At 48.8% G+C, this 18,754-nt stretch carries 18 protein-coding genes; 11 read left to right on the plus strand and 7 right to left on the minus strand.

Features of this window, described 5'->3' with window-relative positions; genetic code table 11:
• Positions 1-62 precede the first annotated feature (62 nt).
• On the minus strand, positions 63-236 hold the full coding sequence (locus BZG20_RS16080; protein ID WP_046073094.1) for a hypothetical protein: 174 nt from the start codon (positions 234-236) through the stop codon (positions 63-65).
• A gap of 498 nt (positions 237-734) precedes the next feature.
• Here BZG20_RS16080 and htpX point away from each other — a divergent pair, with 498 nt between their 5' ends.
• Positions 735-1,613, plus strand: a complete 879-nt coding sequence (gene htpX / locus BZG20_RS11325) for a protease HtpX (RefSeq protein ID WP_046073095.1) — start codon at positions 735-737, stop codon at positions 1,611-1,613.
• Positions 1,614-1,638: 25 nt separating this feature from the next.
• Here htpX and BZG20_RS11330 read toward each other — a convergent pair whose 3' ends face one another.
• The gene (locus BZG20_RS11330) at positions 1,639-2,562 is read right to left on the minus strand and encodes a DMT family transporter (protein ID WP_077579066.1); all 924 of its coding nucleotides are present in this window, start codon (positions 2,560-2,562) and stop codon (positions 1,639-1,641) included.
• A 147-nt stretch (positions 2,563-2,709) separates the two neighbouring features.
• On the opposite strand from BZG20_RS11330, the gene BZG20_RS11335 reads away from it, so the two are divergent.
• Positions 2,710-3,159, plus strand: a complete 450-nt coding sequence (locus BZG20_RS11335; RefSeq protein ID WP_074212533.1) for an Lrp/AsnC family transcriptional regulator — start codon at positions 2,710-2,712, stop codon at positions 3,157-3,159.
• 55 nt (positions 3,160-3,214) lie between these two features.
• On the opposite strand, the gene trxC is transcribed toward BZG20_RS11335, so the two are convergent.
• The gene (trxC, locus tag BZG20_RS11340; protein WP_046073098.1) at positions 3,215-3,646 is read right to left on the minus strand and encodes a thioredoxin TrxC; all 432 of its coding nucleotides are present in this window, start codon (positions 3,644-3,646) and stop codon (positions 3,215-3,217) included.
• Between the two features lie 139 nt (positions 3,647-3,785).
• Positions 3,786-4,922 carry a M14-type cytosolic carboxypeptidase gene (locus BZG20_RS11345; protein WP_077579067.1) on the minus strand — a complete coding sequence of 379 codons (1,137 nt, stop codon included), beginning with the start codon at positions 4,920-4,922 and terminating at the stop codon, positions 3,786-3,788.
• A gap of 292 nt (positions 4,923-5,214) precedes the next feature.
• On the opposite strand from BZG20_RS11345, the gene BZG20_RS11350 reads away from it, so the two are divergent.
• The 4 genes from BZG20_RS11350 to pgsA all read left to right on the plus strand — a co-directional run bounded on the left by BZG20_RS11350 (position 5,215) and on the right by pgsA (position 10,065).
• Entirely contained in the window at positions 5,215-6,666 is a 1,452-nt protein-coding gene (locus BZG20_RS11350; RefSeq protein WP_077579068.1) for an NAD-dependent succinate-semialdehyde dehydrogenase, read from the plus strand.
• A 282-nt stretch (positions 6,667-6,948) separates the two neighbouring features.
• Positions 6,949-7,593: a UvrY/SirA/GacA family response regulator transcription factor gene (gene uvrY, locus BZG20_RS11355; protein ID WP_046073101.1), complete on the plus strand. Its 645-nt coding sequence runs from the start codon at positions 6,949-6,951 to the stop codon at positions 7,591-7,593.
• Between the two features lie 29 nt (positions 7,594-7,622).
• Positions 7,623-9,455: an excinuclease ABC subunit UvrC gene (uvrC, locus tag BZG20_RS11360; protein WP_077579069.1), complete on the plus strand. Its 1,833-nt coding sequence runs from the start codon at positions 7,623-7,625 to the stop codon at positions 9,453-9,455.
• Positions 9,456-9,504: 49 nt separating this feature from the next.
• Entirely contained in the window at positions 9,505-10,065 is a 561-nt protein-coding gene (gene pgsA / locus BZG20_RS11365; RefSeq protein WP_046073102.1) for a CDP-diacylglycerol--glycerol-3-phosphate 3-phosphatidyltransferase, read from the plus strand.
• A gap of 170 nt (positions 10,066-10,235) precedes the next feature.
• Here pgsA and BZG20_RS11370 read toward each other — a convergent pair whose 3' ends face one another.
• From BZG20_RS11370 to BZG20_RS11380, 3 genes are all read right to left on the minus strand, one after another.
• A complete protein-coding gene (locus BZG20_RS11370; RefSeq protein WP_046073103.1) occupies positions 10,236-11,603 on the minus strand; it encodes an ATP-binding protein in 1,368 nt (455 codons plus the stop codon).
• A 3-nt stretch (positions 11,604-11,606) separates the two neighbouring features.
• Positions 11,607-12,281 carry a response regulator gene (locus tag BZG20_RS11375; protein WP_046073104.1) on the minus strand — a complete coding sequence of 225 codons (675 nt, stop codon included), beginning with the start codon at positions 12,279-12,281 and terminating at the stop codon, positions 11,607-11,609.
• A gap of 101 nt (positions 12,282-12,382) precedes the next feature.
• Positions 12,383-14,062, minus strand: coding sequence for an aspartate:alanine antiporter (locus BZG20_RS11380; RefSeq protein ID WP_046073105.1), 1,680 nt, complete (start codon positions 14,060-14,062; stop codon positions 12,383-12,385).
• Positions 14,063-14,605: 543 nt separating this feature from the next.
• Between BZG20_RS11380 and BZG20_RS11385 the strand changes: the two genes are divergently transcribed.
• The 5 genes from BZG20_RS11385 to BZG20_RS11405 all read left to right on the plus strand — a co-directional run bounded on the left by BZG20_RS11385 (position 14,606) and on the right by BZG20_RS11405 (position 18,421).
• Positions 14,606-15,085 (plus strand): hypothetical protein, encoded by a 480-nt coding sequence (locus BZG20_RS11385; RefSeq protein ID WP_131825351.1) that lies wholly within the window; start codon positions 14,606-14,608, stop codon positions 15,083-15,085.
• 103 nt (positions 15,086-15,188) lie between these two features.
• The gene (locus tag BZG20_RS11390; RefSeq protein ID WP_077579071.1) at positions 15,189-15,692 is read left to right on the plus strand and encodes a DUF1643 domain-containing protein; all 504 of its coding nucleotides are present in this window, start codon (positions 15,189-15,191) and stop codon (positions 15,690-15,692) included.
• 178 nt (positions 15,693-15,870) lie between these two features.
• Entirely contained in the window at positions 15,871-16,347 is a 477-nt protein-coding gene (locus BZG20_RS11395) for a DUF4231 domain-containing protein (protein ID WP_198531479.1), read from the plus strand.
• Positions 16,348-16,352: 5 nt separating this feature from the next.
• Complete coding sequence (locus BZG20_RS11400; protein ID WP_077579073.1) at positions 16,353-17,438, plus strand: nucleoid-associated protein; 1,086 nt, start codon at positions 16,353-16,355, stop codon at positions 17,436-17,438.
• The gene (locus BZG20_RS11405; protein WP_077579074.1) at positions 17,435-18,421 is read left to right on the plus strand and encodes a (p)ppGpp synthetase; all 987 of its coding nucleotides are present in this window, start codon (positions 17,435-17,437) and stop codon (positions 18,419-18,421) included. The genes BZG20_RS11400 and BZG20_RS11405 overlap by 4 nt, the downstream gene beginning before the upstream one ends.
• Positions 18,422-18,754 lie beyond the last annotated feature (333 nt).

Genomic DNA, 18,754 nt, shown 5'->3' on the forward strand with positions numbered 1-18,754 from the left:
ATCAAAAAAGCCAGCGCTGTGCTGGCTTTTTGTCTATTCAGGTAGTCAATGCGGGTAGACAATTACTTCTGGTCGTCTCGAACACCCATTAGGCTTTGCTGAACCTCGGCCATTTGGCGCGCCGCTGTCGCGTCATCCGACGCTAACCCAAGCTCTGAGCAGGCTTCATCGAAGCTCATGCCGAGATGACAGGTTAAGATGTCGATAGCGACTCGGTAGTTTTCTTGCTCTGCCATGGTCTCACTCCATTGATAACGCGTTGCGTTGTTAAGGTTAGGTTGTCCACACTGGGTGGTTATAAACTTAATGGTTGATATGACCGCCGACTGCCCATTACTTTGTTGTCTTACGCAGTGCATCAGCGTCATAGTTTTAAACAGCTGCGCATAAATTAGCCTGAGTAAACCGCGATGACAACTCGACCAAAGTCTATATTGGGTTGTTTTTGTCTTTTTTATTGGGCTTTTCTGCCTCGATGCTTGTTAAATGTTTGAATGGATTGTTAAAAATTAAGAGTTGCGCGATATCACAATTTGTTTAGATCAGATCGAAATAACGTGCCACACTAACTGGTTGGTGCAGAGAGCTGGATGGTACGGGCGCCACAAGCGACGACTGGGATTTATTCGTAACAAATTGCATCAAAGGATTGTTTTTATCATTAATGCCCATACTATTTTTATCATTACAACAAATAAGCGCTAAACACTGGGTTTAAGCGACGGAGACACACCATGAAACGCTTAGGATTATTTCTCGCTACCAACCTTGCGGTACTGGTCGTATTTAGCATTGTGCTGAATATCATTTATGCCGTGACAGGCATGCAACCGGGGAGCTTATCTGGGTTGCTGGTACTGGCAGCGGTATTTGGTTTTGGCGGCTCGTTTATATCGTTGCTGATGTCAAAATCAATGGCATTGCGCTCGGTGGGGGCGCAAGTGATTGAGCATCCACGCAATGAAACCGAGCACTGGCTAATGAATACTGTCAGTCAACAGGCGCAGCGCGCTGGCATTGGTATGCCAACCGTGGCGGTATATAACTCGCCTGACATCAACGCCTTTGCGACGGGGGCGAAACGCAACGATTCTGTGGTGGCGGTATCAAGTGGCCTGCTGCAAAACATGACCCGTGATGAGGCCGAAGCCGTGCTGGCGCACGAAATCAGCCACATTGCCAATGGCGACATGGTCACCATGACCTTGATGCAAGGGGTGGTGAACACCTTCGTGATCTTTATTGCCCGCGTTATCGCCGGTGCGGTGAGTGGCATGAACAGTGACGAAGAAGGCGAAGGCGGCGGCAACTGGATGATGTATTTCCTCGTCTCGTCAGTGTTAGAAATCGTGTTTGGTATTCTGGCTAGCATCCTGACCATGTGGTTTAGCCGTCATCGCGAGTTCCGCGCGGATGCAGGCTCGGCGCAGCTGGTGGGCAAACAGAAAATGATTGCTGCGCTGGAGCGTTTGAAAGTCAGCCACGAGCCGAAACTGGAAGGCTCAATGATGGCATTTGGCATCAACGGTAAGAAAACTCTGAGTGAGCTATTTATGACTCACCCACCGCTAGAAAAACGTATCGATGCCTTGCGTCGTGGCGACTATCTCTAACCGGATAGCGTCGTCGAGTCATCGATTAAGCGGCCTGCGGGCCGCTTTTTGTTTGTGTGCGACGCCACTTTATCCCCTCACTGGCGAGCACCGCACCCAATACAATCAACGCCATCGCCACCACGGTAAGCGCACTGACGGTTTCCGAGAACATGGGGATCGCGATCAGTGCGGCCACCACGGGCGTGAATGCGCCTATTGCGGCACTCATTTCTGCGCCCAAACGGCGAATCGCAAACGCATAGCTGTAATTGGCAATGATCCCCACGCCCAAGCCTTGCGCCAGTACATGGTAGCCCAGCTCACCGAAAGGCGCTTGAAGCAGATTAAACGAGATAAGCCCGCTCATCGCGCCCACGGGTAGCAGCAAGACGGCCGACATCGCTAATACCGCTCCGGCTTCTGCGGCATTTAAGCCCGTGACACGCACGCCAATAGTAAACCATGCCCAGCTGATACTGGCTGCGAGCAAAATCAAATGACCTTGGGTGACGCTCCACGGTGAGAAGAACAGCGAATGCCACAAAAATGCGCCAATGCCGATCACGATCAACCCAATCCCTAATCGTCGTCCCACCGAGAGCGACTCGCCATAAACGCTCCAAGCAATGGCGGAGACAAACAGTGGCAAGATCCCAGGAATTAACGAGGCGCCATCGGCGACAGGCGCAAACTGCATTCCTGTGGCGGCGAGCAGATAAAACGGTAAACCTGCCCCGAAGGCAATCGCAAACAGATAACGTTTGCGCACGGCAAAAATATGGCGCACACGATGACGGCTCAGCCAACCAAATAGCAGCGCCGCAGGCAAAAAGCGCAGTAGGGCAATATCGCCACTGGTTAACACCGACTGGCTGGCCTGACGCAAGGAGATAAACAGGCTCGCCCAAATGGTCACGGTGACAAGCATGGCGGCGAGGCCTAATAAACGTTGAGAGGTGGCAGGCATGGTTGATCACTTCCTTGATAATGGATGCAGTTAGTGTGGCAGCGTCAAGGGAGGGATTGGTGGCAAATTAACGGGTAGTTTCATCCCCTATTAGTGGTTATCATCGGTTAGTAGTAAATAATTGATGAAAATTACCAAGGAGGGGGTTTGGATAGTAAAGACAAAGCCATTCTGGCGCTGTTACAAGACGATGCGCGCCGCACCACGGCGGAAATCGCTGATGCCGTTGGGTTGTCGTTTTCGCCTTGTGCAAGACGAATTAAAAAGCTGGAAGCCGATGGGGTGATAGCGTCCTATCAGGTTACGCTCGATCGCCAGCGAATTGGGCTTAACATGACCTTTTTTGTCAACGTGAGTTTGAGCAATCACCGAGAAGAGGCGATTGTTACCTTCGAGCACGCACTGGTGGAAATGGATGAAGTCATCAACGGCCACGTGATCTCAGGTACTTATGACTATTTATTGGAAGTGGTGACGCGAGATTTACCGCACTATGAAGCCTTTATGCGCCAGCTACAAACCTTGGCGATGGTCAAAGACATCAATACCAATGTGGCGATCCGCGCGGTAAAACAGGGAGCGGCGCTAAAAGTGTAGCGCCGCGCTATTAATGTGAAATAGTGGTTAGCGAATAGCGAATAGCGAATAGCGATTAGCTAAGGTGCTGGCTCAACCAGTCGCTAAAGGCATTTTGTGGCAGGGCACCGTTGAGTACGTCAACGCGCTCGCCGTTTTTAAATACCATTAGCGTCGGAATGCTACGAATACGATATTGCGCCGCCAATGCTTGCTGCGCTTCGGTATCGATTTTAACAAAACGTGCGCGGCCTTCTTCTTGCTCGGCCACTGCCGCAAAAGCAGGCGCGAAGCTTTGGCATGGGCCACACCACGGGGCCCAAAAATCGACCACGACAGGCACATCGCTATTTAGCAACGCGTTAAAGTTTTCGCTGGTGCCCTCAATCGGTTTACCGTCCAGCACATCAGACTGACACTTGCCACATTTGGGCGCGTCATTCACCCGCTCGTTTGGAATGCGGTTCATGGCTTGGCAGTGAGGGCAGCGTGAGGTTAAGGTTGTCATTGGGTTTCCTCGTTGAATTATTTGTGTCTAATATAAGCGGGTGACGTCGCTCGCCCAAGTTGAATTTATCAATCACTCAAATAGAAAAAGCCGATGACATGGCACCGGCTTTCATGAGGTGTTATTGATTCAGTGCGCGCTAGAGTGCATCCACCACATTGAGGATGGCACTGAGCATATCGCGACCGAAGGCTTGGCTGCGCGCAGGTGACCAACCAAAATCCGGGTCCGGTTGGTCGTTATGATCTTTAAATGGCATTTCAACTGTGTACGACAAGCATTTAAAGCGCTCACCAATCCAGTTTGAGCCCACGGTCAGATTGGCCTTGCCAGGTGCGTCTTTGTCATAGCCGTGCTCGTCTTGGAACTCTGGCGTCACGGTGAGCAGGGCACGCTTAAACCTGTCCTCTAAATCCGCCATACGCGCATCGTAAGAAGGGATCCCCTCGCAACCGGCAACAAAGTTATATGGGATGGCCTCATCACCGTGGATATCGAGGCACATTTTCACCCCTGTTTGCTCCATACGCGCACGAACATGATACACCTCGGGGCTGCGCTCAAGCGTAGGGGCTTGCCATTCTCGGTTCAAGTTGGCGCCCACCGCATTGGTACGCAAGTGGCCGCGCACGCTGCCGTCGGGGTTCATATTGGGCACCACGTAAACGTCGGCCTTTTCCAACAGCGCACGGGCAGTGGTGTCGGTGTCGTCAAGCAATCGGTCGAGCAGCCCCTCGATAAACCATTCCGCCATGGTTTCGCCTGGGTGTTGGCGAGCAATCAGCCAAATCGGTGTTTTCGGTTGGACGGATTCACCTAAATCGGCACGAATTTTCAGTAGGCTAATATCGCGCCCATCCAAGGTCTGGCCGAGGGTTTCTAGCTGACATTGTGGATAGGTCTGCGCTTGGTGAATTAAATCCAGGTGGCGCTCATAGCTATACGGCGCGAAGTAGGCGAAATACATCGAGCCATGTTGCGGCGTTACTTTAATGGTCAGTGTATCGCCGTCAAATTCGGTGGGGACGCGGAACCAGGTATCGCGATCGTAAGAGGCGACCGCCTGATAATCTTTCCAGCCTTCAGGGTAGGCTGAGCCTGCCAGTTGCTGAATATGCAGTGTGTGAGCCTGATTCACTTGCGCCTCTAAGCGAAAGTGGAACCACTGATAAAACTCAGACTGATTGTCGTGGTGAATGGCAAGTTGAATGTTGTTGATGTCGTCATCGTTAACAACGCGAATATTCCCGCTGTCGAACTGGCTAAAAATACGCATAGAGCATCCTTTATCGGTTTGAGAGGCCAGCTGTGTTTGCACCTGAAGGTAAGCCTTATGTTGTAAAACCGAGCGTGACTGTCTGATTAGCAACGAACCGAGTCACTCATTGTCTTCACTGACGAGCTCGCCACTGACTAATCACGTAGGCAAGATGGCTTTACTGGCTTATTATTAACAGTATTGTGCCTTATCTTGTCGTACTGTGTCTTAGCTGGCAAGGTGCCCTTATCACGCTATGACCATCTTTTTCCTCAAAGATTATCTTTTCCTCAACCAAAAAGGAGCCACTATGCATTTGCAGGATCCTGAGCTTTTAAAAACACAGGCACTGATCAATGGGAAGTGGGTCGATGCCGACAGCCAACAAACCCGCGCAGTGACCAATCCTGCGAACGGAGAGCACTTGGCGACGGTACCTAATATGGGGGCGGAGGAAACCAGCCGCGCCATTGATGCCGCGGATGCTGCGCTACCCGAATGGCGAGATTTAACCGCCAAAGCGCGGGCAGACGTGCTTTATCGCTGGTACGAGCTGATGCTCGAGCACAAGGATGATTTAGCTGCAATCATGACGGCTGAGCAAGGCAAGCCGCTAAAAGAAGCCGCGGGCGAGATCCAATACGCGGCCTCGTTTTTACAGTGGTTTGCAGAAGAAGCGAAGCGAGTGTATGGCGCGACCATTCCCGCGGAGCAAGCGGATAAGCGTATTTCAGTGATCAAGCAGCCGATTGGCGTGACCGCGGCGATTACCCCGTGGAACTTTCCAGCGGCGATGATTACCCGTAAAGCGGCCGCAGCATTGGCGGCGGGTTGTACCATGGTGGTGAAGCCTGCCAGTGACACGCCGCTATCGGCACTGGCCCTCGGTGAGCTCGCGTTGCGAGCCGGGCTGCCAGCTGGAGTGATCAGTGTGGTGACCGGGGCGTCGGGCCCCATCGGTGATACCTTATGTGCTGACAGACGTGTCCGTAAGCTCTCGTTTACCGGCTCGACCGAAATCGGCGCACAGTTGATGGAGAAATGCGCCCCAACCATTAAAAAGCTCTCGCTGGAGCTGGGCGGCAATGCGCCTTTCATTGTGTTTAATGACGCCGATATTGATTCCGCGGTTGAAGGGGCCATTGCAGCGAAGTTTCGTAACGCAGGGCAAACCTGTGTCTGTGTGAACCGCATCTACGTGCAATCGGGCGTGTATGAAGCCTTTGCAGAAAAGTTTATCCAGGCGGTGAGTCAATTGCAGGTGGGTAAAGGCACCGACGATGGCGTGGACATCGGCCCGCTCATCAATAAGGGGGCAATGGACAAAGTGAATGCCCACCTGGAAGATGCCAAGCAAAAAGGCGCGGCGATTGAGCTGGGTGGCGCGTGCCCTGAGCTGGGAGAAAACTACACCCAACCGGCGGTGATTAAATACGCGACCCCAGCGATGCGGATAGCCAAAGAAGAGACCTTCGGCCCCGTGGCACCGCTGTTTTCTTTTGAAGAAGAAGCGGACGCCATTGCCATGGCCAATGATACGGAATTTGGGTTAGCGTCTTACTTTTATGCCAAAGACATTAGCCGGGTGCACCGTGTTGCCGAAGCGCTGGAATACGGTATGGTAGGAATCAACACTGGCTTGATTTCGACCGCGGTCGCGCCCTTTGGTGGGGTGAAGCAATCGGGCCTTGGCCGTGAGGGCTCACACTGGGGACTCGATGAATACCTAGAAATGAAGTACTTGTGTTTGGGTCTGTCGTAACCTGAACGGCTTAAACCGCTAAGTGTTAAAAATTACTGACACGTAAAGCGGGTTTTACGCTGTTTATTGCAGTCAACTTGCCTCGAACGTCACCAAATTGGTGATAATTCAGTCAGGTTGACTGTTTTTTGGCGGCTTAGTGTATGAATATTTGCATTTGCCCACATCCGCTCTGTTGTTGGCTTTTCATCCGTGGTAAAACTCAAGTACTATGCGTAAGAGAAGTCCAACCGTTGCCTTGTGGCAGCATGTTGGCGAACCAAACCAAGTGGAGATACAAGATTGATCAATGTGTTCCTTGTAGATGATCACGAGCTGGTTCGCACAGGGATTCGACGTCTTTTAGAAGACGTTCGTGGCATAAAAGTGGTAGGGGAAGCCGACAGCGGTGAAGCTGCACTCAAGTGGTGCCGGCAAAATCACGCCGATATTGTCCTAATGGACATGAATATGCCAGGCATCGGTGGGTTGGAAGCGACACGCAAGTTGCTTCGTTACTCGCCGGACGCCAAGATTATCGTGCTCACGATCCATACAGAAAACCCGTTCCCCACCAAGGTCATGCAAGCGGGAGCCGCGGGTTACCTAACCAAAGGTGCCGGTGCCGATGAAGTGGTGAACGCGATCCGCATGGTCAACAGTGGCCAGCGTTATATCTCACCGGACATTGCCCAGCAAATGGCGCTTAGTCAGTTCTCTGCCTCTTCAGATAATCCTTTCAAAGAGCTGTCAGAGCGTGAATTGCAGATCATGCTAATGATCACCAAAGGGCAAAAAGTCACCGACATATCCGAGCAGCTTAGCCTGAGCCCGAAAACGGTGAACAGCTACCGTTATCGCTTATTCAGCAAGTTGGGCATTAATGGTGATGTGGAATTGACCCACCTTGCTATCAGGCACGGCATGTTAGATACCGAAACCTTGTAACGCGAAGTAATGTAGTACGAGACCGCGCAGTGCCGAACACCTTTGATGCTAAAAATTTTCTGAAAACCGTTCCTCACCAGCCCGGCGTTTATCGCATGATGAACGCCGCGGGTGACATTATCTATGTGGGTAAGGCCAAAGATCTCAGCAAACGCCTAGCCAGCTACTTTCGGGTCCAGGTTTCCAGTGAGAAAACCAAAGCCTTGGTGCGTAACATCGCCGATGTAGAGGTGACGGTGACCCACACCGAAACCGAAGCGCTGATCCTTGAGCACAACCTGATTAAGCAGCATCGCCCCAAATACAATGTGTTGCTGCGAGACGATAAATCTTATCCCTATATCTACCTCAGTGCTCACGAGCATCCGCGGCTCGCGATCCACCGCGGCGCGAAAAAGAAAAAGGGTGAATACTTTGGTCCCTTTCCTGATGCCAATGCAGTGCGCAAAAGCCTGCACCTATTGCAGAAAATATTCCCGGTTCGCCAGTGTGAAGACTCGGTGTATGCCAACCGCAGCCGGCCTTGCTTGATGTATCAAATTGGTCGCTGCTCTGGCCCTTGTGTGCCAGGGCTGATTAGTGATGATGACTACGCCGAGCAAGTCAATTTTGCCCGTATGTTTTTACAAGGCAAAGACCGCGAAGTGATCGACAGCTTGGTCGCCAAAATGGAAACCGCCAGCCAACAGCTGCAATTTGAAAAAGCGGCGGAATATCGTGACCAAATCCAAGCCTTGCGCCGCGTACAAGAGCAGCAGTTTGTCTCGCAAGACAGCGATGATGATATCGACGTTATCGGCTTTGCATTAGAAAACGGGGTGGCGTGCATTCATGTGCTCTTCCTGCGCCAAGGCAAAGTGCTGGGCAGTCGAAGCCACTTTCCTAAGATGCCGGCAGAAACCGACCCTGGTGAAGTGGTCTCAAGTTTTGTCAGCCAGTTTTACCTGGCGCAAGCGGAAGGGCGCACCATTCCCAGCCATATTCTGATTTCTGACGATATCGGTGATGATCTGGGTTGGCTATCGAATACCTTGAGTGAAATAGCCGGTCGCAATGTGCGCCTACAAAGTCGTCCGCGCGGGGCTAGAGCCCGCTTTTTGAAGCTGGCCAACACCAATGCCCGCACTGCTTTGACCAGCAAGATCAACCATCGGATGACCATCCAGAATCGTTATCACGCGCTGCAAGAAACCCTGGGCTTAGAGCCGGTTAAGCGGATGGAGTGCTTTGATATCAGCCATACCATGGGCGAGAAAACAGTCGCCTCCTGCGTGGTGTTCAACCAAGATGGGCCGCTGAAAAAAGAGTATCGCCGTTACAACATTGAAGGGATCACCGGCGGCGATGATTATGCCGCGATGGCTCAGGTACTGACGCGCCGTTATAGCAAACAAGTCGAGCCAGAAAAAATCCCCGATATCATTGTGATTGATGGGGGAAAGGGCCAGCTTAGCCGTGCTTGGGAGGTGCTCGAGCCGCTGATTGCTGATTGGCCGATTAACCCACTCATTTTAGGGGTGGCCAAAGGTACCAGCCGTAAGCCGGGGCTTGAAACTTTGATTAAGGTTTCGGGCGAGGAGTTTTCGCTGCCCGCAGACTCGCCGGCGCTGCACCTTATCCAACATATTCGTGATGAAAGCCACGATCATGCCATTGCCGGACACCGCGCGGCACGGGGTAAAGCGCGCAAGCAAAGTGTGCTCACCCAAATTGATGGCGTAGGCCCTAAACGTCGCCAGGCCTTGCTGAAATACTTGGGTGGTATTCAAGAGCTGAAAAACGCCAGTGTTGAAGAAATCGCCAAGGTGCCCGGGATCAGCGCCACATTGGCAGAGAAAATTCATTCCTCATTGCAAGGTTAGTGGCAATGGGGCACCATAACCCAGTTAATCCTAAAATAAAAAGCTGAGCATGCGTCTAAATATACCTACCATTTTGACCTTTTTGCGCATTGCGCTTATTCCGGTCTTTGTTGTTGCCTACTATCTACCTTATGCTTGGGCGCCATTTGCGGCAGCATTGATTTTTGTGATTGCTGGCGCCACCGATTGGCTGGATGGCTATTTAGCGCGTCGCTTAAAGCAATCGACCCGTTTTGGTGCCTTTCTCGATCCCGTCGCCGACAAAGTGATGGTGGCGATTGCCATGGTGCTGATTGTTGAGCACTACGCCTCTATTTGGATCACGATTCCGGCGGCAACCATGATTGCGCGTGAGGTGATTATTTCAGCCCTGCGCGAGTGGATGGCAGAAATCGGCAAACGTGCCAGCGTCGCGGTCTCATGGGTGGGGAAATTTAAAACCGGCTCGCAAATGTTTGCATTGACCATGCTGCTTTGGCATGGCGCGCCTTGGATTGAATGGTTAGGTTACATTGCGCTGTACGCCGCGGCAGGCCTAACCTATTGGTCGATGTATCAGTACATGATGGCGGCCAAAGACGACTTGCTCGCCGACCCGGAAGAAGAATAAACCGGGCACTGAGCAAACGCATTCACGCCTGTTACCTACTCATATAAACGCAGCCACGATTTGGCTGCGTTTTTTGTTTGCTGCTGGTGGCAGAACAAGAGAAAATGCCTGTTTGACGTCGCGCTTAAGCGAACCGCTGGACTTCGCGCTTTAGGATTAGCGCGGCTAGCCTAGCGCTTGGGAATGGTCAGCACAAAGGCCGCTCCTTGCAGTGGGGAGTCGCTGGCGTGGATGTTGCCATCGTAACTGGCAATGATTTCATCGCACACCGCTAATCCAATGCCAGTGCCAGGGTTGAGCTGATCGGCACGCACCCCACGCTGGAATATGCTTTCCCGATATTGCTCAGGTACTCCGGGGCCATCGTCTTCAATCGCCAATTGCCACACTTCGCCGTGATCGTCGAGCCGGATTTGCACCGTTTCAAGGCAAAAGCGATAGGCGTTTTCCAGCAAGTTACCGAGTAACTCCATCAAATCACTGCGGTGCACTGGCAAAGAGGCACTTTCATCAAACGCTCGCACTACTTTCACGGGTTTATCGCGATAGGCCTTATCTAACATGCCGGTCAGGCTATCAATCGGTGCGGTCAGTGGGCTATCTTCGCGTTTCAGTCCACATTGTCCCACCAATGCGCGTTTGAGCTGATATTGCACCATGTCATCCATCTGGCTGACCTGCTCCAAAATCCGCTTATTCAGCTGCTCGCGCGACAGATGATTATCATCGAGCAGGGCATTGGTGGCGGATAAACGCGTTTTTAAGCTGTGCGCCAAATCATCCATGGCGTGGCGATAACGGGATTTTTGCTTTTCCCGCTGGGTGATCATCCGGTTAAGCGCTTGGGTGACATCTTGCAGCTCGTCAGGGTAATCGTTATCCAGTGTTTGTTGGCGTGATTCAGTAATCGCGATCAGCTCTCTGGCCAAGCGGCGCAGTGGGGAAAAGCTCCAATGACACGCGGCAACCACGAGTGCCGACGCCGAGACAAACAGCAGGCTGATGTAAAACCAGGTCTCGGCTTCTAAATCGGCTAACTGTTGTTTTTGTTTGTCGACGTTGCGCAGCACAAACAGCCGATTTTCGCTATCACCGGGTTGTTTTTCTGATGAAAGCCGTTGCGCCACCACGTTAAAGCCAGCAATGGAAAGGTACTGCGGCTTTTTCGCTTCGTTAGGAATATGTGTGCAGATATCGTCGATATTAAACGCTTGCACATCGCGTGAGGTCCACAGCGTGTGGTTATCGGGCGTACATAGCACCGACATATAATCGCTGCTGGACGGGTCAAGCGATTGAATCCAAGCTGTCAGCTGGTCAGCGCGGATCAGCCCGTCTTTACTGAGCTGCGCCATCACCATCGGAATTTGTGAGGCCAGATCGCGCGAGTAAGCCGCCATTGAATTTTGCTGATACAGCTTATTAATCAAGGCCGCGAGCGCAATCGAGAAAAGGAGAATAATGCCAATGGAGGTGGCGAGTACGCGGGTGCGCAGTCGGGGGCGACATTGGCAAAGGGTAAGTTGGCCTAGTTTCATGGTTTACTCAGCTTGGATCTCGAACAGGTAGCCTTGGCCACGCACGGTCGAGATGGGGTTGTCGTGTCCGGTTTGGATCAGCTTTTTACGCAGACGACTGATCATCACCTCAATGGTGTTAGGGTCGCCATCTTGGTCATGATACAGCACATCGAGCAAGCGTTGCTTGGAGATCACTTCGCGACTGTGACGAATCAGGTACTCAAACAAATCATACTCAAAGGCGGTGAGCTCTAGCGCTTGTCCGTTGACGGTGACCGATTTCGCCAACAAATCTAACTCGATATCGCCAGCGGTGATAGTGGGCTTCACAAAACCGGCACTGCGACGCACCAATGCGTTTAGTCGCGCCACCAGTTCCGGCTTTTGAAACGGCTTTACCAAATAATCATCCGCGCCGGCATCTAACCCCGTGACTTTATCTTGCCAATTGGCGCGCGCGGTGAGCACCAAAATCGGCAAGCGCAGCCCTTTAGCGCGAATATCACGAATTAGGCTAATGCCATCTTGATCGGGCAAACCAAGGTCAACAATGGCAATATCATTGGGGTATTGGTCAGCGTAATAAAGCCCTTCGCTGGCAGTGCTGGCACAGCGAACATGGTGGCCGAGTTCACTGAGTTCGGTGTTCAGGTGATGACTTAAAATCGAGTCATCTTCAATAATAAGAACCTGCATAAAAGCCCCTGTAAAACAAAAAAGCGCCCGAGGTGGACGCCTTTATTATAGGTTTAATAAACTGAATTTTGGCTGACTCAGCGACCGTCTCCAGCGTGACGTTACACCAAAATAATCATCAAGGTGCCGGCTAAGGTCAAAATAACGTTGGCAATCGCATAAGTGCCCGCGTAGCCCAAGGCAGGAATAGTGCTGCGAGCATGCTCATTGATCATATCCATCGCCGGCGCACAGGTTCTTGCCCCGATGATCGCGCCAAACAAGAGCGCGCGGTTCATCTTCAGCACATACGCACCAATCAAATAGGCGACAATCACTGGGATAACACTGATCACAATGCTGGCCAAGATCACCGAAAAGCCCATGTCCGCGATGTAATCAAATAGCCGGCTACCGGCGCTCAGTCCAATGCCAGCCATAAAGGTCATCAGGCCAAGATCTTTCACCATATTCAGCGCCCCTTGGGGCACATAGCCGAAAGTGGGGTGGTTGGCACGTAAAAAGCCGAGGCTGATCCCCGCCAACAGCAAGCCAGCGGCATTACCTAGGCCAAAGGTCACTTGACCGAAGGTGAGGGTGATCATCCCTAAGCCCAGCCCCAAAATAAAGAAGCAGCAAAAGGCGAGCAAATCCGACATCTGGCTATGAATCGAAATAAAGCCGATGCGGTCGGCCAAGCCTTTTACGCGGCTTTTCTCACCACTGATTTGCAGCACATCGCCTTTGTTAAGAATGATCCCTTGGTCCATCGGCATCTCAACCTGAGCGCGCACCACTCGGTTTAAAAAGCAGCCGTATTCCGACAAGTTTAAATCTGACAGCTTTTTCTGCGCCACGCTGTCATTTTTCACCACGATTTCTTCCTCGACAATGCGCAAGTCGAGCAGATCGCGGTCAAACACTTCTTTACCGTTACGAAAGCTCGGGTCCAGCCGTGCATGGCTGTCGGGATAGCCTACTAAGGCAATCTCGTCGCCTTGCTGCAAAATGGCGTCCCCATCAGGGTTAGCCAAAATGCCGTTACGGCGAATACGCTCGATATAACAGCCGGTTTGGCGATAAATACCCAGCTCACGCAGGTTGCGGCCATCAATCCAATCGATCAATTCAGGCCCGACCCGATACGCACGAATAATGGGTAAATAGACCTTACGCTGTGATTCGCTGCCCAAGCCGCGCTCAATCGCAATTTGTTGGGCGGAGTGCTCAAGGTTATGGCGCTGCAACTTCGGCATCAATTTCGCCAGCACAATCAAGCTCACTAGGCCGGTGAGGTAGGCCATGGCATAGCCGACACTGAGGTTATCAATCATCATCCCCAGCTGTTCGCCTTCCGCGCCGGTTAAGCCGGAGTTAAGCGCATCTTTCGCGCCCACTAATACCGGGGTGGCGGTAAGCGCGCCGGCCATCATCCCGGTGGCAATGCTGATATCCAACCCCAAATGGTTTTGGAAGAACAGGGTTAAGCCAATGGCGCTGAGTAACACCGCCAAGGCAAGCAATAGGTATGATTTTCCGTCACGGAAAAAGACGCCAAAAAAGTTCGGCCCCGCCTCAATGCCCACGCAATAGATAAACAGCATAAAGCCGATGCTGAGGGTATCAGGCGAGAAGGTGAACCCCGCGTTGCCAAAAATGATTGCGGTGAACAACACGCCGATGGATCCGCCGAGTTGCACACTACCAATTTTGATCTTTCCGACTGCGAGGCCGAGGGCGAGAACCACAAAAAGGAGTAAAATATCGTTTTGGAGCAGGAGGTTATTGACGTCTATATTCACAGCACAAATGTCCGACAGAGCGTGCAGGGGGTTAATGTGGTGAAAATTATACCAACCTTAATCACACTTTGTTGTACAAATTTAGTGAAATAATCATTAATTTTGCGCAAAAAAAGACCAGTTGCACGTTTTTTGGAAGCATCCACAAAAAATGGCACCCCCGACTGGCTTTTTAGACCCAACCAACACGCCCGCAAGATCTCGGCCAAATCCTCGAAGCAATCTCACAGAATTAGCGCTAGCTAACATTTTGGACATTAGGGAATGAAAACGTTATCACGCCTCTGTTAGGCTAATCCTTACCACAAAAAGGGAAATGGTCTATCGGGTGCCAAAAACCGGCGGGCGGTAGCGTGGGAAGGCTGGATAGTTAACCAGCTTATCGAGATAGAAGCCGAATCGGATGCACGCTTTCGCGGGGAAGAGGCAGACAGTAAAAGCGATAGATACTATTAATAACAGTCAGTTAAGAAAGAAAAGGCGCGTATAACGGTTTTGGGGAAGTGAGTGTGCGTGCTAATACAATGTTATGTAGAGGGCTATATGGGATTTTTGGATATCATAGGCGGAATTGGCCTGGCGGCTTCAATTTCTGGTTTCTCTGCTAGGGATTTGATCCCTTTCATATCGAACCCAGATAAGAAAGAGTTTGAACAATATTTCTCGTTTTTGGAGACCCGGAAGGTCCTCATCGTTCCCTTTGATGAGGAGGTAACTCAAGCGGTAATAGCAAGTTTGGAGTCTATTAAAACGGAGACGGAAAAGCTCCGTACAAACCTCTCTTCAGAGATGGCTCAGCACTTTGTTTTAGAACTTGTCTATACGCTCAGCCGTGAGCTCATGGAATTACACAGTTACCAAGGCTCCAACAACGAGGTTTTGTTTTATAAGACTCTTCAAGCTGTTCGTGTAAAGTTTGCTCGAGTGTTATCGATCCTGTGTGCATCGTACAAAATCGACCTATCTAAAAAGCAAACAGATCTAGCAAGGCTGGTTCTTGAGCATGCATACAGACCGCGTTGATCTTTACATAACAAGTAGCGTCAGTCGGACCGGTTTGTTTCGCTGAGCTCCAAAAATCGGCCGCTGCGCATGGCGTTAAATATCAATCAGGGCTCAGAAAGTTATGATCTTCAGGCATATTGATGGAGTAGTTGCCGAAGCGATTTTTTCTCCATGTGAACGTTTTCGGTATCGTTTAACTGTTGAGAGGTCGAATTCGCCTTCTGGAAAGGTGGTCTGCGTCATCATGCAGAATCCGAGTGTAGCTAATTCAGATGTTGCGGACAAATCGGTCCAGTTTCTTGAAAAGCTGATATTCATCGAGGAATACGAAGAGTTCAAAGGTGTTAATCGTATAATTGTTGTGAATCAATTTGCTTTTGTGCAAACGAACGAGTTTGCGGGTACTGACGAACATATTGGTACTGAAAATGATTATCACATAGAACAGTCTCTAGACGAAGCTGACATCGTTTTAATTGCGTGGGGCTCAGGTAATGCGTATCAAAACCGGCAACAGGCTATCAACGCAATGCTTACAAGGCACCAAGGGAAAACTTTGTTGAAGACAAACAAGCATCCATCCCGTGGAACTTACAATGACTTCGTTGAACCCTACAGGATTTAACAATCGCAGGCACGGCGACGTCTTTTCCGTTGCGGCCTCTTCACTTTCACTTGAAAGCCGCGCGTGCTGCGGGCGGAATGGCTTCAGCATCGATTTTCATCTGCGATGGATGGTTTATTAGCAATAAAATATGTAAAATACGCTTGAAAAAAATGGTATCTAAAAGGAAGAGCTTCCAGTGTCTGAACTAATGTCTGAATTGGACTTTTTACAAAATGAAGTTTCAAAAAGCATTGAAAAATTAAAAGAAAAGGTTAAGTCAAACAAAAGAAAGGCTAGCTGGGTAAACGCTTTATCTATCATATTAGGGGCTATTATCACTCTCACTTTAGGTGTTGATGTGTCAGATGAAAATATACAGTTCCAGAAGAATTTAGCATTATTCTTTGGCGCCTTTCTTACTATCACAAGTGGTTGGAATGCACTTTTTGATTACAAAAAACTATGGATTAGGCAGAAAAGTACGCTGTTAGCTCTATACCAGATACAGAATGAGTTGGGCTATAGGAAGTCAAAAAACGATCAATCTCAATTAGATGATATTTTTGAAAAGTATCAAGATGTTTGGGAGAAGGATAGTAGAGAGTGGAGAAACATTTTCCAAAGTGCGAAGACTGCTAACAATGATGCTTCAAAAAAGGGAAATAGGAGTTAGCTTCTGTGAATATCATTAATCTACAAATAAAAAGAATCGTCATTCATCAAATACATCAGCGTGATAATGATGGAAATAAGGTAACTCCAAGTAGAAGTACTGAATTTATAAAATTTGATACTGAAGCAATGGAAACATTTAAATCTAGATTTATCAATGCCATAGGCTCCGACTCAAAAGCTGTTCCTATGTCCATTGTCAATCAAGAGTCAACTGACCTCCCTCCACTGGTAGATGAAATAAGCGATAGCAGTGACGATGATTATATTTCTTTATCATATGATGTGGCAAACAAATTGGCAGATGCACAACAAAGAAGGAATTTACCTGGAGGGATAGTTGTAGTTTTTAGCGGTAACTATGGAGCAACGCCTAAAAAATTTGTAGGCATTATGAAGGCAGAAATTCACAGTGCTTACGAGAAAAGAGTTAATGAACTCACTGAAGAAATCACACTGCAGTATATTGAAGAGGCACTTCTTACGCCTGCTACAAAGCTATATAAGACAGCTGCTTTTTTCCAAACAAATGATGCTATTGAGGGCGACGATTTAAATTCAAAGTGGGATGTTCTTGTTTCTGATTCACAAATCAGCCAAACAGAAGGGAAAGCTGCTGCACATTATTTCTATTCGAGTTTCCTAGGCTGCGGGTATCCTGAAACAAGTGCACGAACAACGAAACAATTTTATGAGGCCACTTGTGATTTCCTTAATGATATGAATATTAGCGAAGAGAAACGGAATGATTTGCACAATGCTCTTATTTCATATTTGAAACACGAGAATTCAGATGTTGTTAATCCTTCAGAGTTCTCAACCAGGTACTTTGATGTAGAAACAAGGGACTCATATTCAGAATTTCTTGAAGATAAGGATATACCGACAACTGCTTTCACTAAAGATGTGGAGCATATTTCAGGGAAGCTAAAAACAAGAAAACTATCATTTAGCAAAAATGTTAAGCTGATAGCGCCGTCTCAGGTATTCAAAGATTATATTGATATACAGTTAATTAGCGAGAATGATTCCGGAGATACTGTAAATTGGACTAAAATCATTGTCAAAGATGAAATCGTAGCCCAAGAATGAACGAAAAAGAGTTTTTAGAGCGCTGGGAAAAGGACAGCCCCATGTATGACGCATGGGGTGATTTTGTCACGTCTACAATATGTAACCACCTAAAGACTTCCGGCAAAAAATTATCCTCATACTTAAAGCAAAACCCTGAGCACAGAGTCAAAAATTCTCGTTCTCTTCTAGATAAAGCTTTTTATAGAATAAATAAAAGCTATGACAACCCCTACGAAGAAATTGAAGATAAGGTCGGGTGTAGGTTTGTTGTTCTTTTAGTTGAGCAGATAAAAGAAATCACCGACATTATAATTACAGAAAGCAGTTGGAATTACAAGGAATGCAGGCACTTTCACTCAGAAAGAGAGAAAGAGCCTCTATTGTTTACGTATCAATCAGTGCACTATGTCGTAAGGTGTAAGAATAAAATTATTCACAATGGAGTTACAATTAGCCCGAAAACTCCATGTGAGATACAAATTAGGACTTTATTGCAACATGCATATGCTGAGTTAACCCATGATGCTGTCTATAAATCAAAAACTTTAGTTAAGCCAGAAGTTCATCGTACTGTAGCCAAAAGCATGGCTCTAATTGAAACGACTGATGACTTCTTTTCTGATGTAAACAGTCGATTAATTTCTACTGTCTCGGAGAATTTAAACTTTCAGCAGCAGCTTGATGAACTTTATAAAAAACACATTGGTTTGGATAGTGTCGCAGCACAAAAATCTTCAATTGTTGTTCTTGACGAGTTCAGTGGGTTAATTACTGAAGAGCTAATTGGAAAACTTGACGTGTTCATAAAAAACGAATCTTATCTTCCAGGTGTTATTAGAAATGGAATAAATGAAAATCCATTTTATGAGCAAAGTGTAATCATTTTTGTCTATTACCTAATAAAGAAAAAGAAAAACACATTACTTCGTGATTGGCCATTAAATAATAAAGTCTTAGAGAAGCTTGCTGTAGATACAGGTGTATCTCTCGACAGTCATTAACACACTACATAAAACAGTTGCTCGTTCCCACGCTCCTGCGTGGGAATGCATATCTAGCCCTTGCTATCATTCAAACACAAACAGCAACATAACCAGTGTTATATTATTCTGTCTAGGGCATTGATCTCGCTTGTTCGCTAAAGGTATTGACGCTGTCCGCTAGTGTTAGAACAGCGATCAAGTGCAGTTCGGTGATCTTGTGGCGAACCCTGCCTATGATTCAAATGCATATACATTCCCACGCAGGAGCGTGGGAACGAGTTAAGAAGAATTTAACGAGATATGTGTTCGTTAAAAAAATAGAGCCTTATATACTTGCATGATATTAATAAT

The organism is Salinivibrio sp. IB868, from assembly GCF_001995655.1.
In the GTDB taxonomy this organism is placed as follows: domain Bacteria; phylum Pseudomonadota; class Gammaproteobacteria; order Enterobacterales; family Vibrionaceae; genus Salinivibrio; species Salinivibrio siamensis.

Excerpts from the sequence above, each read along its gene's own strand:
- BZG20_RS16080 (WP_046073094.1), bottom strand. The coding sequence starts at position 236 with ATGGCAGAGCAAGAAAACTACCGAGTCGCTATCGACATCTTAACCTGT.
- htpX (WP_046073095.1), top strand. The coding sequence starts at position 735 with ATGAAACGCTTAGGATTATTTCTCGCTACCAACCTTGCGGTACTGGTC.
- BZG20_RS11330 (WP_077579066.1), bottom strand. The coding sequence starts at position 2,562 with ATGCCTGCCACCTCTCAACGTTTATTAGGCCTCGCCGCCATGCTTGTC.
- trxC (WP_046073098.1), bottom strand. The coding sequence starts at position 3,646 with ATGACAACCTTAACCTCACGCTGCCCTCACTGCCAAGCCATGAACCGC.
- BZG20_RS11345 (WP_077579067.1), bottom strand. The coding sequence starts at position 4,922 with ATGCGTATTTTTAGCCAGTTCGACAGCGGGAATATTCGCGTTGTTAAC.
- BZG20_RS11350 (WP_077579068.1), top strand. The coding sequence starts at position 5,215 with ATGCATTTGCAGGATCCTGAGCTTTTAAAAACACAGGCACTGATCAAT.
- pgsA (WP_046073102.1), top strand. The coding sequence starts at position 9,505 with ATGCGTCTAAATATACCTACCATTTTGACCTTTTTGCGCATTGCGCTT.
- BZG20_RS11370 (WP_046073103.1), bottom strand. The coding sequence starts at position 11,603 with ATGAAACTAGGCCAACTTACCCTTTGCCAATGTCGCCCCCGACTGCGC.
- BZG20_RS11375 (WP_046073104.1), bottom strand. The coding sequence starts at position 12,281 with ATGCAGGTTCTTATTATTGAAGATGACTCGATTTTAAGTCATCACCTG.
- BZG20_RS11385 (WP_131825351.1), top strand. The coding sequence starts at position 14,606 with ATGGGATTTTTGGATATCATAGGCGGAATTGGCCTGGCGGCTTCAATT.
- BZG20_RS11390 (WP_077579071.1), top strand. The coding sequence starts at position 15,189 with ATGATCTTCAGGCATATTGATGGAGTAGTTGCCGAAGCGATTTTTTCT.
- BZG20_RS11405 (WP_077579074.1), top strand. The coding sequence starts at position 17,435 with ATGAACGAAAAAGAGTTTTTAGAGCGCTGGGAAAAGGACAGCCCCATG.